Here is a 13215-nt window from a genome sequence, read left to right as displayed (position 1 = left end):
GATATACGGCTTCCCCGGCCTATATCATTGCCATCTCGGCTTTGACTTTTGCGATGCTATGGTCGATTTCCTTGATCTTTCTGGTACGGTCGGGATCGCTATCGTGGCATTTTTCCACTTCGGCCCGCTCTTTTTTCAGGCCTTTCAAGGCCGCGCCAAGTATTGCGGCCTTGTCGATCTTGACTTCAAACCCGCCGCATCCGGCCACCACCGCCCAGGCTTGGCTCGCCAGTCCATTCTCACCGCCCATCGCGATCTGCTTGTTCATCGCAACGCAATCGGGGCCTTTGATCTTGACGCTGGTGGCAGAAGGCACTGAGCGTCCCTTGGTATAGAATATCGACGAGAGGCGCGAAACGGGTGCCATTTCCTCCAAAGCCTCGCGCTGCGTTTCCCGGGCTCCCGCCAAAGCCTCGCGTCTGGCTTGATCCGCTTCGCGCATCGCTTCGCGAACCTCTAGCCGGGCTTCCTGCCACTGCTGCTCCATTTCCTTTTCCGCTGCAGCCAGTTCCCGTTCCACCTTGCGCATGGTCGAATCCCTGTCCTTCCGATCCAGGCCGCTGTCGCGCAGAGCCTTGTCCGCCGCCAGACGCGACGCTTCGGCTTCGGCTACCAGCTTGTGAATCTCCTTTTCGCTCAGCTTCTTGTCCGTGCGCAGAATGACGGTTCTGCCATTATGCTTGACCTTGTGCACATAATCTTTCGAGATATCGGGATTTTTGCGACCGTTGAGCATCGTGATGTTAATCGAATCGCTATCGGTGGCCGGCGCAGCCGGCGCAACGGGAGCCGCCGGAGGAAGCGGTGCTGTCGGCGCGAGCGGTGCTGGTGGCACAGCGGGTGCGACCGGCGCCAGTGGTTCGGAAACATCCAGCGGATCGACAGCCTCGGCATATGTAATGGTTGCGGTCAGCGGCAATGTCACCACGGTACCGATCGCGACCAGCCCGGCGCCCAGCTTCCGCCGCAGCGAAGATTTTTCCGATCGACCGAGCATCTTGAGACGCCCTTTGATCTTGTCCTTCTGATTTAGCGGACTGGCGAGGCCGAGGCGATGACCGGAAACCGATTTGGCGATCGTCCGGCCATATACGGCGCGGACTTCGCGGCCGCTTTGCGCCAGGATACGCGCGTCGCATGCGGTTTCCTGATCCTGCCGGAAGGCGATCCAGGAAAACCAGGCAACCGGATTGAACCAGTGCAGCGACAAGATTGTCAGTCCGATGAAATTGGCGGCCAGATCGCCCGATTCATGATGGGCAATTTCATGCTCCAGCGCCAGTTCCCGTTCGCGCGGCGCATAGTCACGAAAGAAATTGGTGGGAACGGCGATATATTTTTCAAGCAGACCGAAAGCCAGCGGACCACTGATCGCTGCGGTTTCCAGAATCTTGATATTCTCGTGGCGTCCGATCAAACGCCCGTCGGAGACGATATCCTCGCGGAACTGGAGATAGGCGGCCAGTTTGCTGATGAACAGCAGGCCCGCCCCGCCAAGCCAGACGATGATCGCGATCATCATCCAGTCGAGCGATGCCAGCGCAGCGAAAGCGCTCGTCTCTACCGGCACGGTCGCGACCATCTCTGAACCCAGTGCCATAGGTGCCAGAGCGACAGCGGGATCGGTGGCAGCGGGTGCCTCGAGGGTCAACGTCGGCATGAACAGACGTGCGAGCGGCAATATCCATAGCAGATAGGCAATACGCGCGCCGAAAAAATGGCTGACCGGTTTGCGGATCATCAACACCAGCCCCATCAGCAAGGTCATCGACACCATGGTATCCCATATCCACTGGTTCAGTTCGCCGCTCATTTTTTCAACTCCCTCAAAAGCTCTTCGATTTCGCGGATGTCATCGGCGCTCAACTCATCGGCCTCGGCCAGATGCGCAACCAATGGTGTGACTTTTCCCCCGAAAAGCCGGTCCACAAAATTTCTGGATACGCCGGTAAGATAATCGTCCCGCTCAACCAGCGGAGAATAAAGAAACCGACGGCCGTCGCGTTCGGTGCCGACCACTGCTTTCGCGGCCAGCCGGGACAACAGGGTCTTGACCGTCTGAAGCGACCAGTCCTTTTCCGCAACAACCTGTCCCGCTACTTCCGTGGCGGTCATGGGCGCGCGTTTCCACAGGACTTCCATCACGGCATGTTCAGCATCGCTAATGCGCTCGCTCACGATATCGGTCCCTCCCTTGAGAATCGTCGGTGACTACATCTGTAGTTTCATCGACTACGAATGTAAACAATATCAACCCCGGGATTAATGTTGTTGGTGGATGACCGGTGACCGTTTGTCGAAAAGCAAAGGTACGCAGCCCCAACGGCACATTGTCGGGAAATCTTACAATCTGGCAAAGGTTAACAGCGGATAAACCCTATACTGCGTTGTTTTATATCGTTTTTGTAAAACTGGCACAGAGAATGCAAAGTATATTGTGTCTTTAATACTTCACACCCAAAACCTCCTTGCAGGAGGTACTAATGAGGGGGACAACCTACTGGTCTTCGTTGTCCCCTCTCATTACGAATTTAGACGACACATACCCCAAATAAAAACGGCTCGGTCCTCCTAGACCGAGCCGTTTTTCATTCTGTCATAATCCCTGCCGGGATATTGGTCAGGCTTCCGCGGGGGCGACCTTTTTCTCCGCCATCAGTTCGCCCAGTTCTCCGGCCTCGTACATTTCCATCATGATATCGCTACCGCCGACAAATTCCCCTTTGACATAAAGCTGTGGGATCGTTGGCCAGTCGGAATATTCCTTGATGCCCTGGCGGACTTCCATGTCCTGCAGAACGTCAAATGATTCAAATGCGACACCGAGATGTTCGAGGATCGCAATCGCACGGCTTGAAAAGCCGCATTGCGGGAACAGCGGCGTACCCTTCATGAAAAGCACGACGTCATTGTTCTTAACCACGGATTCGATTTTCGCGTTTACATCGCTCATATAATTTCTCCTATTCGGGAACGGAGGTGGTGAGTTGCAACGCGTGCAGTTCACCGCCCATTTTTCCCTTCAGCGCAGCATAAACCGCCTGATGCTGCTTCACCCGGTTCATTCCGGAGAAGGCAGCAGAAGTGACTTTCGCAGCATAATGATCGCCATCGCCGGCAAGATCGGTAATTTCTACCGAAGCATCCGGGAAGGCTTCCAAAATCATCGCCTCGATATCTGCGCTGGCCATCGGCATCGGGCTTAGCTGGCCTCTTCGATAAACTGGCGGCGGGCTTCCACCATCTTGTCGGACAGAGCGGTGCGAATGGCCGCATCGTCGATATCAACGCCAGCGGAGGTCAGATCACCGAGAAGCTTGCGAATGACATCTTCATCACCCGCTTCCTCGAAATCGGCCGCCACAACTTCTTTCGCATAGGCGTCGGTTTCCTCAGCGGTCAGGCCCATTTTCTCTGCTGCCCATTGTCCTACCAAACGGTTACGCCGCGCGGTAATCCGGAACTGCATTTCCTCGTCGCGCGCAAACTTCGCTTCAAATGCGTGTTCGCGATCCTTAAAATCTGTCATGAGCTTCCCTTGAACTGAGTTGGTATGAAAATAGGCATCAGCGAAGCCTGCCGCAAGTGCCGAGAGACAATCAATCGGCGACTTTTACCACCAATTTGCCGATAGCGCCACGATCCGCCATTTTCTGGATGGCCTGACCGGCATTTTCAAAAGCGAAGACTTCGGACACGCGCGGCTGGATCTTGCCCTGTTCCCAGAGTTTGAACAGCCGGTCGATATGCGCGCGATTGCCTTCTGGATCGCGCGCTGCATAAGCACCCCAGAAAACGCCGCAAACGTCACAGGACTTGAGCAGGGTCAGATTGAGCGGCAGCTTCGCGATCCCGGCCGGGAAACCGACCACCAGAAAACGGCCTTCCCAGGCAATCGAGCGTACAGCCGGCTCGCTATAATCGCCGCCGACCGCATCATAAATGACATCCGCGCCATTCGGACCGACAGCGGCCTTGAACTGTGCGGCCAGAGCCTTGGACTGGTCCTTGTCGAACGGTGCCCGTTCGTAAATCACGGTTTCGTCAGCGCCCGCTTCTTTGGCAAAGGCGGCTTTTTCTTCGGAAGACACCGCGGCGACAACGCGCGCACCAAAGGCCTTGCCCAGTTCGACGGCGGCAATGCCAACGCCGCCGGATGCGCCCAGCACGAGCAGGGTATCACCCTCTTTAATATGACCGCGATCAACCAGCGCGTGGATCGACGTGCCATAGGTCAGGATCAACGCCGAAGCCTCTTCAAAGCTGACACTGTCAGGAATTTTGAATACAGCGTTCTGATCGACCGTAACTTTTTCTACCAAACCGCCATGGCCAGTGGTCGACGCAACCCGGTCACCAACCTTCAGATCGGTAACACCCTCGCCGACCGCCGCAATGATACCGGAAACTTCTCCACCCGGCGCGAATGGCCGCGATGGCTTGAACTGGTACATGTCCTGAATGATCAATACATCGGGATAGTTGATTGAACAGGCTTTGACATCGATCAGGACCTGCCCCTTGCCTACGACCGGATCGTCCACATCGAGCATTTCAAGCGTATCGGGTCCGCCCACCTTGGTTGACATCAAAGCCTTCATATCATTCCCTTCCCTGGAAGCATTTTCAGATCCTAGGCGGCCACCGGTTTGAGCCAGGGCTGCGTAGAATCGTTCTTTTTCTCGTGCCGTTCTATGGCATCGGATTTCGCCATTGTCAGGTCAATTTCGTCGAGTCCCTCTACCAGGCACTGATGACGAAAAGGATCCATCTCGAACGGGAAGCGATCCTGATAGGGCGTTGTGACGCTCATGCTCTCCATGTCGATAGTCACGGGATCGGTTTTTGCGACTTCCATCAGCCGGTCAATCGCTTGCTGCGGCAGGGCAATGGCCAGCAAGCCGTTCTTGAAGGCATTGCCGGAGAAAATATCGGAAAAACTCGGTGCGATCACGGCCTTGATACCCATGTCGTCCAGCGCCCAGGCCGCATGTTCGCGGCTCGAACCGCAACCGAAATTGTCGCCGGCAATCAGGATCGAGGCGCCGGCATATTCCGGATCGTCGAAGACATTGCCTTCCTTCGCCCGGATCGTCTCGAACGCGCCCTCGCCGAGTCCTTCCCGGGAGATCGTCTTCAGCCATTTGGCCGAGATAATGACATCAGTGTCGACATTTTTCTGACCGAAGGGAATGGCGCGGCCTTCAACGCGTTTGACAGGTTTCATCTTTATGTTTCTTCGCTTTTGTTGGCGGCTTCGCTGTCACCGTCTTCATCATAATCCGGTTCATTTTCATATTTTGGCAGCGGCTTGCCTTTGGCCGCCTTGAAATCATCATGTTTTCTCATCTGGTGCCGACCGGCATAGATGAGCGCAGCGGCTATCGCAGCCGATCCGATCGCCGCGCCGACCTTGACTCCGGTCGACCATTTGCCGGCATCCTTGCCGGCGGAATCGCCCTCCTGCACGGATGGCTCGTCTTTTCCATTATCGTCGCTCATATCAACCTCTCATTTCGTCAGTTCGCGCACATCGGTGAGCTTGCCGGTTACCGCCGCAGCCGCAGCCATGGCTGGTGACATCAGATGCGTTCTAGCACCCGGCCCCTGCCGGCCAACAAAATTGCGATTGGAGGTGGATGCACAGCGTTCGCCCGCTGGCACCTTGTCCGGATTCATGCCGAGACAGGCCGAACAGCCCGGCTCGCGCCATTCAAACCCGGCATCGGTAAACACGCGGTCGAGCCCTTCGGCTTCGGCCTGTGCCTTGACCAGACCGGAACCAGGCACGACGATCGCCCATTTGACATTATCCGCTTTCTTGCGGCCTTCCAGTATCGAGGCTGCAGCCCGCAAATCCTCGATCCGGCTGTTGGTGCAGCTGCCGATAAAAATATTCTCCACCGCTACATCGCGCAAGGCCTGGCCGGCTTCCAGTCCCATATAGTCCAGTGACTTGCGCGCCGCATCCTGTTTGGACGCGTCGGCAAAGCTCTCCGGCGCCGGCACCACGCCGTTGACCGGCACGACATCTTCCGGACTGGTACCCCAGGTAACGGTCGGCGATACATCGGCTGCATTGATGGTGACGCTTCTGTCGAATTTCGCGCCTTCGTCGGTCGGCAGCGTCTTCCAATAAGCCACGGCCGCATCCCAGTCGGCCCCCTTCGGCGCCATCGGACGGCCCTTCAGATAGGCGAACGTCTTTTCATCCGGTGCAATCAGGCCAGCGCGCGCGCCGCCCTCAATCGACATGTTGGAGACGGTCAGACGGCCCTCGATCGACATCTGCTCGAACACTTCGCCGCGATATTCGATCACATGGCCGGTGCCGCCCGCCGTGCCGATCACGCCAATGATATGCAAGATCAAGTCCTTCGGGCTGATACCGGGACCGAGTAGCCCCTCGACCCGTATCTCCATTGATTTCGAGCGGGTCAACTGGAGCGTCTGCGTCGCCAGCACATGCTCGACCTCGCTGGTTCCGATGCCGAAGGCCAGCGCGCCCAATGCGCCATGCGCAGCGGTATGGCTGTCGCCGCAGACCATGGTCGTGCCCGGCAGGGTAAAGCCCTGCTCCGGACCGATCACGTGGACAATACCCTGGTTGATGTCGCTGGCACCGATATATTTGATGCCGAAAGCTGGCGCATTGGCTTCCAGCGCTTCCAGCTGGGCCGCGCTCTGCGGATCGGCGATCGGGATCTTGTTGCCTTGCGCATCGAGCCGCGCCGTGGTCGGCAAATTGTGATCGGGCACCGCCAGGGTCAGATCCGGCCGTCGCACCTTGCGGCCCGCCTTGCGCAGGCTTTCAAAAGCCTGCGGGCTGGTCACCTCGTGCACCAGATGACGGTCGATATAGATCAGCGCCGTGCCGTCATCCCGCTGGTCGACAACATGGGCATCCCAGATTTTCTCGTAAAGAGTTTTTGCTATGGTCATAAGCTCCTGACTTCCAATATGGTGTTTCGTTTAGTCAGATCAATTGCCCGTGCAAGTCAGAAGTGGCTTCAATTGCCAATCAAATAAGCCTATCGTCGCACAATGAGCAGTTTTGCGATCCTCGCCACTATCATTGCGTCCGTCATCGCGATGGAATGTGTCGCCTGGGCGAGTCACAAATATATCATGCACGGCTTCGGCTGGGGCTGGCACCGCGACCATCACGAGCCGCATGACAAGGCACTGGAGAAAAACGATCTCTATGGCATCGCCGGCGCGGTGATGAGCATTTCGATGTTCGCCGTCGGCAGCCCGCTGATCATGGGTGCGAGCGCGTGGGAGCCGGGCACATGGATCGGCCTCGGCATCCTGTTCTACGGCATCATCTACACGCTGGTCCACGATGGCCTGGTGCATCAGAGATATTTTAAATATGTGCCGAAGCGCGGCTATGCCAAAAGGCTGGTGCAGGCGCACAAGCTCCACCACGCCACCATCGGCAGGGAAGGCGGAGTCAGCTTCGGCTTCGTTTTTGCGCGCGATCCCGCGAAGCTGAAAGCGGAATTGCGGGCGCAACGCGAGGCCGGGGTCGCTGTGGTGCGCGATGCGGTGGGCTAGGTCCGGCCGCCCCTGATCGACGCCCAGATGGTCAGACCGATACCGACGAAGATGATCATGCCACCGACCAGCAACCGGCTGGTCATGATTTCGTCCAGCAGTATCACGCCTCCGATGGCGGCAATTGCCGGGACAGAAAGTTGCGAAACGGCTGCGGAGGTGATCGATATCCGGGTCAGTATCTTGTACCAGAGCACATAGCCGAGCGCAGACGTGATGGCACCCGAGATTGCAGCGATGCCGATGCCGCGCCAACTGAGCATGGACATATCCACCTGCGGCAGCAGCAAAAGAGCCAGCAGACTGGCCCCCACGAAATAGCGGGCCGTGGCCAGCGTCGGATCGGTGCCGAGCTTGCCGGACCATGTATAAAAGCCCCAGGCGATCCCGGCGCAGGCCATCAGGATAGCGCTCGCCAGCGGCGGCGCGGTCACACCCGGTGCCATAAGATAGATAAGTCCGGCGAGTGCGATCAACACCCCGGCCAATTGCCCCCTGGTCGGCACAATACCGCGGAACAAGCCGATGATCTGCATGGTAATCTGTCCCGCCGGAAACAGGATCAGTGCACCGATTCCCGCATCAAGCCTGACATAGGCCCAGGAGAAAGCCACCGCATAGACGAACAGCGCCAAAGCCCCTGCCGCATCGCGCCGGCCCGGCAGGACCGGTTTGCGCTTCTGCGCCGTGAACAGCACGCACAACATCAGCGCGCCGGCAACCAGCCGGACAATGGTGTAGCCGGCCCAGTCGATCTGCCCGCCAGCCAGCGCGATGCGGACCAGCAGCGAATTGCCGGCGAATGCCAGCAATATGCCCAGCAACAGGATGAAGGTCGCCAGGGACCCGTCCAATTTTTTCACGACTCAGCTGGGCCGGGTCATCAGTACCGGACCGCCCAGTTCCACCGTCTTCCGATAACCGGGCCGCGCGACCAGCGCTTCGAAATAGCGTTTGCAATTGGGACGGCTGTCGAGCTGTCCCATCGCGGCCCGGCCTTCGAGCATGTAATGCAGATTGATATCCGCGCCGGTGAACTTGTCGGCGACGAGAAAATCCTTGCCCTCCAGCTCGACCTCGACATGATCGAGCAGATTTTTCACTTCGGCGTTCAGAAATCCGCCCATCACATCAGGCAGGCCGCCGAGCATCGGCGCAATCCCGGTGATGATGAAACTCATGCCCATCGTGCCCTCGGCAAAATGCAGCCATTCGAGATATTTCGCCCGTTCGGGATGGTCGACTGCTACGCCGAGCGCGCCATCGCTGTGCCGCTCGACCAGATATTCGAGGATCGCGCCGGATTCGACCATCACATGGCCATCGACTTCCACCGTCGGCGCCTTGGCGAGGCGGTGCACATCAGCGAGTGCTGCCGGCGAGCGCCGGGTTTTGGGATCGCGGGCATAGCGGACCATCTCATATTCGATCCCGCCCTCTTCGCAGAGCCAGATGATACGCGACGAGCGCGAGGTTTCGAGATGGTGCAGCTTGATCATGGAGTTCTCCTTTGCCGGCACCTATACCGTTCGTCCAGGGCTTGTCGAAGGACAATTTGCTAGTGCTCATCGTGCTTCGACGGGCTCAGCATAAATGAAGTTTTGTGCTCCGCATCAGGTACGGAGCACAGACCGCATAGCCGGCCGTCCCTGTTCCCTGCCGAAGGGCAGTGTCCAGAATGTTCCTGCGCGATCGTCTGAGCGCCGGCCTACGCCGGAGCCCATCAATGTTCGCAGAGAACCGTGCCCCTGCGCAGGCAGGGGCCCATCTCTGCTGTTGCGGTGAAAGGGCAGGAAACGTTTACGCGCTAAACTCAGGTCTGGTAGCACACCCGGCACTGGGCTTGCCGCACCTTCTCTAGATGGGCCCCTGCCTCCGCAGGGGCACAACAGACCTAATGCCCGACCACACCCAGACTCTCGAACGGCTTGTCATTCTCGCTGTATTTCTCGACCAGAGTGGCGCTCGCCTGGTTCATGCCGATCAGTTCGACGGTCTTGCCCTCGTTTTTCAGCCGGTCGACAATCTTGTCGAGCATGCCGGTGGCGCTGATATCCCAGAAATGGGCGTCGTGAACATCGATGATGACCTTGTCGATGCCTTCCTCGTTAAACTCCATCGCTTCGTACAGCATGTCGACCGAGCCGAAGAAAATCTGGCCGCCGAAGACATAACGATGAGTCGTAACCTCGACGAAATCCTGGATCGTGACCAGTTGGCGGACTTTCCAGGCGAAGAAAATGCCGGACAGCAGCACGCCGGTCAGGACGCCGATCGACAGATCATGGGTTGCCACGACCATGACGACCGTTGCGATCATCACGACGTTGGAAGGCCAGGGATGGTGGGTAATCTCGGTAAAGCTTTTCCAGCGGAAGGTGCTGATCGAGACAAAGATCATCACCGCAACCAGCGCCGGCATCGGGATTTGGCCAACCCACTGGCCCAGCCCGACGATAAGAATCAGCAGCATGACACCGGCGACAAAGGTCGACAGCCGCCGCCGGCCGCCCGACTTGATATTGATTACCGACTGTCCGATCATCGCGCAACCGCCCATGCCTCCGATCCAGCCGGTGACGAAATTGGCGATGCCCTGGCCATAGGTTTCGCGTCGCTTGTCGCTGCGGGTTTCGGTCATGTCGTCGACGATCGACGCCGTCAGCAGCGATTCAAGCAGGCCAACCGCCGCCATCGCCAGCGAATAGGGCGCGATGATCTGCAGCGTTTCCCAAGTGATCGGCACTTGCGGGATATGTAGCCACGGCAGGCTGTCGGGCAGTTCGCCCATATCGCCGACGGTAAACACATCGGCCCGGAAATACATGCTGACCGCGGCCAGCACAATGATCGCCGCGAGCGGTGATGGCACCAAAGTGGTAATCTTCGGCAGGCCGTAGATGATCGCCAGCCCGACGGCGATCATCGCATAGGTCTGCCAGGTGAAGGCCTCGCCGGTCATCTGTGGAATCTGTGCCATGAAGATCAGGATCGCCAGCGCATTGACAAAGCCGGTAATCACCGAGCGCGAGACAAATCGCATCAGCAGGTCGAGCCTCAGGAACGCTGCAATCGCCTGGAATATCCCCATCAGGATCGTCGCGGCGAACAGATATTCGACGCCATGATCGCGGACCAGCGGCACGACGAGCACCGCGACTGCAGCGGTCGCCGCGCTGATCATCCCCGGGCGTCCGCCGACCATCGAGATTATCACGGCGATCGAGAAGCTCGCATAGAGGCCCACGCGCGGATCGACACCCGCGATAATCGCAAAGCCGATAGCCTCGGGAATCAGAGCCAGCGCAACAACCAGTCCGGCCAGAAATTCGGTTTTGGGGTTCGACAGCCAGTCGCGCCGAAAATCGCTGTGAATCGCCATGGAATATCCTTTGTCCGAGGGTGGTAATGCTGCAATGCAGCGAGAACGGCCCGGCCAATGGACTATTGGCCCCGAGCCGTCAAGTTTGGGCTGCTAGCTGTTGGCCCGGAAATCCGCCGTTACCGTAGCTACCGCAGCGATCTCCTCTTCATGGGCAATTTCACGCTCCGGCTCGGCCAGCGCCTGCCGCTCCCAGTCCTGCATCGCCGGATGGGCGATGATATGGTCAACCCACGTCCGCCCCTTTTCGCCGATGTCGAGATCGAAGCTGCGCACGCGATAGGCCACCGGGGCGTAAAAGGCATCGACGATCGTGAACCGGTCACCGGCCAGCCATGGCCCGCCAAAGTCCTCCCGCCCCTGCGCGAACAGTTCCCCGATCCGGTCGAGATTGCGTTGCAGTGCGGGTTCGACCGCGTGCAACCGTGCCCGCAAGCCGACATTCATCGGACAGATATTGCGCAGCGGCGCAAAGCCGCCGTGCATTTCTGCCGTTGCACAACGCGCCCATGTCCGCGCCTTTTTGTCTTCCGGCCAGCAGCCGGGATGCCGCTCCGCCAGATATTCCATGATGGCCAGCGAATCCCAGACGGTTTGACCATCGTCTTTCAGGCAGGGCACCTGCGCATTGGGCGCGAAGGCCCGAAACCGGTCATAATTATCTTCTTCGAAATAGATGATCTCGTCCGCAAACGGAATATCCAGCGCCTTCATCAGGACCCATGGCCGCAGCGACCAGCTGGAATAGTTGCGGTTGGCGGTGATCAGCGTGTAGGTCATAAATCTGTTTTCTTTGGTCTGTAAGGGCCAGCTTCATTCGCACCAAGCCATGCTAGCACCGACAACGGGAAGATTGAACGATGACTTTATCCAGAAGAGATTTTATCCGCTCCGCCCAGGCCGTAGGCTTATTCTATGCCTCCGTCTCGCTGGCCGGTTGCGCCCGCGCGCACAGCGCCAATCGCGCGTTCCCTCTCCTGCCCGATCCGGCCAAACGGCTCGATCTGCCGGAAGGCTTTTCCTATACATTGATCAGCGAGGCCGGCGGCATGATGTCCGACGGATTTTACCGCCCCGGCCGCCCCGACGGCATGGCCTGTTTCGCCCATCCCGACGACAGCGACAAATGCATTTTGATGCGCAATCACGAGAATTGGAACAGCATCCCCGTCGGCAGCCCGTTCGGAAAGGGCAATGAACTGCTGGACCGGGTGTCGGACAGCCAGCTCTATGACCGCAAGAAAGACGGCTCACCCTTTTTCGGCGGGGTGACCAAGCTCGTCTATGATCTGAAACACAAAAGGATGGAGCGGGATTTTCTGGTGCTGACCGGCACCGCGGCCAATTGCGCCGGCGGCCCCACCCCCTGGGGCAGCTGGCTCAGCTGTGAGGAAGAAATGCTCAAGCCGGAAGAGGGACCGGGCAAATATCACGGCTTTGTCTTCGAGACCCCGTCCAGCGCCACCGGCCTGATCGACGCGATCCCGCTGAAGGCCATGGGCCGGTTCGCACATGAAGCCGCTTCGGTGGACCCCAAAACCGGCATCGTCTATATGACCGAAGACGCGCGCGACGGGCTGTTCTACCGCTTCATTCCCAATGTACGCGGCGAGTTGCAGGAAGGCGGGCGCCTGCAGGCGCTGGCGCTTACCAACCGGAAATCCGCCGTCACATCCAACTGGCCCGAGGACTGGGGTGGCAATGCGGAAGAACCCTTTGCCGTCGGCCAGGACTATGTCGTCGAGTGGATCGATCTGGATGATGTCGAGGCGCCGGACGGCGACCTGGCGCAGCGTGGCCATGCCGCTGGCGCCGCCCGCTTCATGCGCGGAGAAGGGCTGGACTATGCGCTGCGCACCGATGGCACGACGGGCGACTTCTATTTCACCTGCACCGAAGGCGGCGCCCAACGCGTCGGCCAGATCTGGCGCTACACGCCCGACCAGAACCCGGACAGCGGGCCGGAGGCCGGCGGATATCTGCAGCTATTCTACGAATCCGCCAACGCCGATTCCCTCGACATGTGCGACAATCTGGTGGTCGCGCCGTGGAATGATATCATTCTCTGCGAAGATGGTCGCGGCGATCAATATCTGCGCGGCCTGACGCCCGACGGCAAGATCTACGACATTGCCCGCAATGCGCACAAGGACCAGAGCGAATTCTGCGGCGCCTGCTTCTCGCCCGACGGCACAACGCTGTTCGTCAATGTGCAGGAGCCGGGATATACTTATGCGATCAACGGCCCCTGGGAGACGTTGCGGGTCTGATAT

The 13215-nt window shown here is 58.6% G+C and carries 15 protein-coding genes; 2 read left to right on the top strand and 13 right to left on the bottom strand.

Features of this window, described 5'->3' with window-relative positions:
- Window positions 1–19: 19 nt before the first annotated feature.
- The 9 genes from ACHZCJ_RS15825 to leuC form a co-directional block, all read right to left on the bottom strand.
- Window positions 20–1813, bottom strand: a complete 1794-nt coding sequence (locus ACHZCJ_RS15825) for a M56 family metallopeptidase (RefSeq protein WP_321327518.1) — start codon at window positions 1811–1813, stop codon at window positions 20–22.
- Window positions 1810–2178, bottom strand: coding sequence for a BlaI/MecI/CopY family transcriptional regulator (locus ACHZCJ_RS15820; protein ID WP_321327516.1), 369 nt, complete (start codon window positions 2176–2178; stop codon window positions 1810–1812). The genes ACHZCJ_RS15825 and ACHZCJ_RS15820 overlap by 4 nt, the downstream gene beginning before the upstream one ends.
- 442 nt (window positions 2179–2620) lie before the next feature.
- Entirely contained in the window at window positions 2621–2953 is a 333-nt protein-coding gene (gene grxD / locus ACHZCJ_RS15815; RefSeq protein ID WP_159644597.1) for a Grx4 family monothiol glutaredoxin, read from the bottom strand.
- A gap of 10 nt (window positions 2954–2963) precedes the next feature.
- Window positions 2964–3197, bottom strand: a complete 234-nt coding sequence (locus ACHZCJ_RS15810) for a BolA/IbaG family iron-sulfur metabolism protein (protein WP_159644610.1) — start codon at window positions 3195–3197, stop codon at window positions 2964–2966.
- A 5-nt stretch (window positions 3198–3202) separates the two neighbouring features.
- Window positions 3203–3529 (bottom strand): DUF1476 domain-containing protein, encoded by a 327-nt coding sequence (locus ACHZCJ_RS15805; RefSeq protein WP_159644639.1) that lies wholly within the window; start codon window positions 3527–3529, stop codon window positions 3203–3205.
- Between the two features lie 70 nt (window positions 3530–3599).
- Entirely contained in the window at window positions 3600–4601 is a 1002-nt protein-coding gene (locus ACHZCJ_RS15800) for an NADPH:quinone oxidoreductase family protein (protein WP_321327513.1), read from the bottom strand.
- A gap of 32 nt (window positions 4602–4633) precedes the next feature.
- Window positions 4634–5227, bottom strand: coding sequence for a 3-isopropylmalate dehydratase small subunit (leuD, locus tag ACHZCJ_RS15795; RefSeq protein ID WP_159644644.1), 594 nt, complete (start codon window positions 5225–5227; stop codon window positions 4634–4636).
- A 2-nt stretch (window positions 5228–5229) separates the two neighbouring features.
- Window positions 5230–5502: a hypothetical protein gene (locus tag ACHZCJ_RS15790; protein ID WP_159644647.1), complete on the bottom strand. Its 273-nt coding sequence runs from the start codon at window positions 5500–5502 to the stop codon at window positions 5230–5232.
- 9 nt (window positions 5503–5511) lie between these two features.
- A complete protein-coding gene (gene leuC, locus ACHZCJ_RS15785) occupies window positions 5512–6942 on the bottom strand; it encodes a 3-isopropylmalate dehydratase large subunit (RefSeq protein WP_321327509.1) in 1431 nt (476 codons plus the stop codon).
- Between the two features lie 102 nt (window positions 6943–7044).
- Between leuC and ACHZCJ_RS15780 the strand changes: the two genes are divergently transcribed.
- Window positions 7045–7560, top strand: a complete 516-nt coding sequence (locus ACHZCJ_RS15780) for a sterol desaturase family protein (RefSeq protein WP_321327508.1) — start codon at window positions 7045–7047, stop codon at window positions 7558–7560.
- On the opposite strand, the gene ACHZCJ_RS15775 is transcribed toward ACHZCJ_RS15780, so the two are convergent.
- From ACHZCJ_RS15775 to ACHZCJ_RS15760, 4 genes are all read right to left on the bottom strand, one after another.
- Complete coding sequence (locus ACHZCJ_RS15775) at window positions 7557–8423, bottom strand: DMT family transporter (protein WP_394700150.1); 867 nt, start codon at window positions 8421–8423, stop codon at window positions 7557–7559. The two genes, ACHZCJ_RS15780 and ACHZCJ_RS15775, sit on opposite strands and share 4 nt — an antisense overlap.
- 3 nt (window positions 8424–8426) lie before the next feature.
- On the bottom strand, window positions 8427–9059 hold the full coding sequence (locus tag ACHZCJ_RS15770; protein ID WP_321327504.1) for a glutathione S-transferase family protein: 633 nt from the start codon (window positions 9057–9059) through the stop codon (window positions 8427–8429).
- Window positions 9060–9454: 395 nt separating this feature from the next.
- On the bottom strand, window positions 9455–10942 hold the full coding sequence (locus ACHZCJ_RS15765; protein ID WP_321327502.1) for a SulP family inorganic anion transporter: 1488 nt from the start codon (window positions 10940–10942) through the stop codon (window positions 9455–9457).
- A 93-nt stretch (window positions 10943–11035) separates the two neighbouring features.
- Window positions 11036–11722: a glutathione S-transferase family protein gene (locus ACHZCJ_RS15760; RefSeq protein ID WP_321327500.1), complete on the bottom strand. Its 687-nt coding sequence runs from the start codon at window positions 11720–11722 to the stop codon at window positions 11036–11038.
- Between the two features lie 80 nt (window positions 11723–11802).
- On the opposite strand from ACHZCJ_RS15760, the gene ACHZCJ_RS15755 reads away from it, so the two are divergent.
- On the top strand, window positions 11803–13212 hold the full coding sequence (locus ACHZCJ_RS15755; protein ID WP_321327497.1) for an alkaline phosphatase PhoX: 1410 nt from the start codon (window positions 11803–11805) through the stop codon (window positions 13210–13212).
- Window positions 13213–13215: the final 3 nt, after the last annotated feature.

Origin of the sequence: uncultured Parasphingorhabdus sp. (genome assembly GCF_963677535.2) — a bacterium.
GTDB lineage: Bacteria > Pseudomonadota > Alphaproteobacteria > Sphingomonadales > Sphingomonadaceae > Parasphingorhabdus.
This window is presented reverse-complemented; position numbering and strand designations above follow the sequence as displayed.

What these genes read in the sequence shown, in the direction of transcription:
- ACHZCJ_RS15825 (WP_321327518.1), bottom strand. Translation starts at nt 1,813, where the DNA reads ATGAGCGGCGAACTGAACCAGTGGATATGGGATACCATGGTGTCGATG.
- grxD (WP_159644597.1), bottom strand. Translation starts at nt 2,953, where the DNA reads ATGAGCGATGTAAACGCGAAAATCGAATCCGTGGTTAAGAACAATGAC.
- ACHZCJ_RS15810 (WP_159644610.1), bottom strand. Translation starts at nt 3,197, where the DNA reads ATGCCGATGGCCAGCGCAGATATCGAGGCGATGATTTTGGAAGCCTTC.
- ACHZCJ_RS15805 (WP_159644639.1), bottom strand. Translation starts at nt 3,529, where the DNA reads ATGACAGATTTTAAGGATCGCGAACACGCATTTGAAGCGAAGTTTGCG.
- ACHZCJ_RS15800 (WP_321327513.1), bottom strand. Translation starts at nt 4,601, where the DNA reads ATGAAGGCTTTGATGTCAACCAAGGTGGGCGGACCCGATACGCTTGAA.
- leuD (WP_159644644.1), bottom strand. Translation starts at nt 5,227, where the DNA reads ATGAAACCTGTCAAACGCGTTGAAGGCCGCGCCATTCCCTTCGGTCAG.
- ACHZCJ_RS15790 (WP_159644647.1), bottom strand. Translation starts at nt 5,502, where the DNA reads ATGAGCGACGATAATGGAAAAGACGAGCCATCCGTGCAGGAGGGCGAT.
- leuC (WP_321327509.1), bottom strand. Translation starts at nt 6,942, where the DNA reads ATGACCATAGCAAAAACTCTTTACGAGAAAATCTGGGATGCCCATGTT.
- ACHZCJ_RS15780 (WP_321327508.1), top strand. Translation starts at nt 7,045, where the DNA reads ATGAGCAGTTTTGCGATCCTCGCCACTATCATTGCGTCCGTCATCGCG.
- ACHZCJ_RS15770 (WP_321327504.1), bottom strand. Translation starts at nt 9,059, where the DNA reads ATGATCAAGCTGCACCATCTCGAAACCTCGCGCTCGTCGCGTATCATC.
- ACHZCJ_RS15765 (WP_321327502.1), bottom strand. Translation starts at nt 10,942, where the DNA reads ATGGCGATTCACAGCGATTTTCGGCGCGACTGGCTGTCGAACCCCAAA.
- ACHZCJ_RS15760 (WP_321327500.1), bottom strand. Translation starts at nt 11,722, where the DNA reads ATGACCTACACGCTGATCACCGCCAACCGCAACTATTCCAGCTGGTCG.
- ACHZCJ_RS15755 (WP_321327497.1), top strand. Translation starts at nt 11,803, where the DNA reads ATGACTTTATCCAGAAGAGATTTTATCCGCTCCGCCCAGGCCGTAGGC.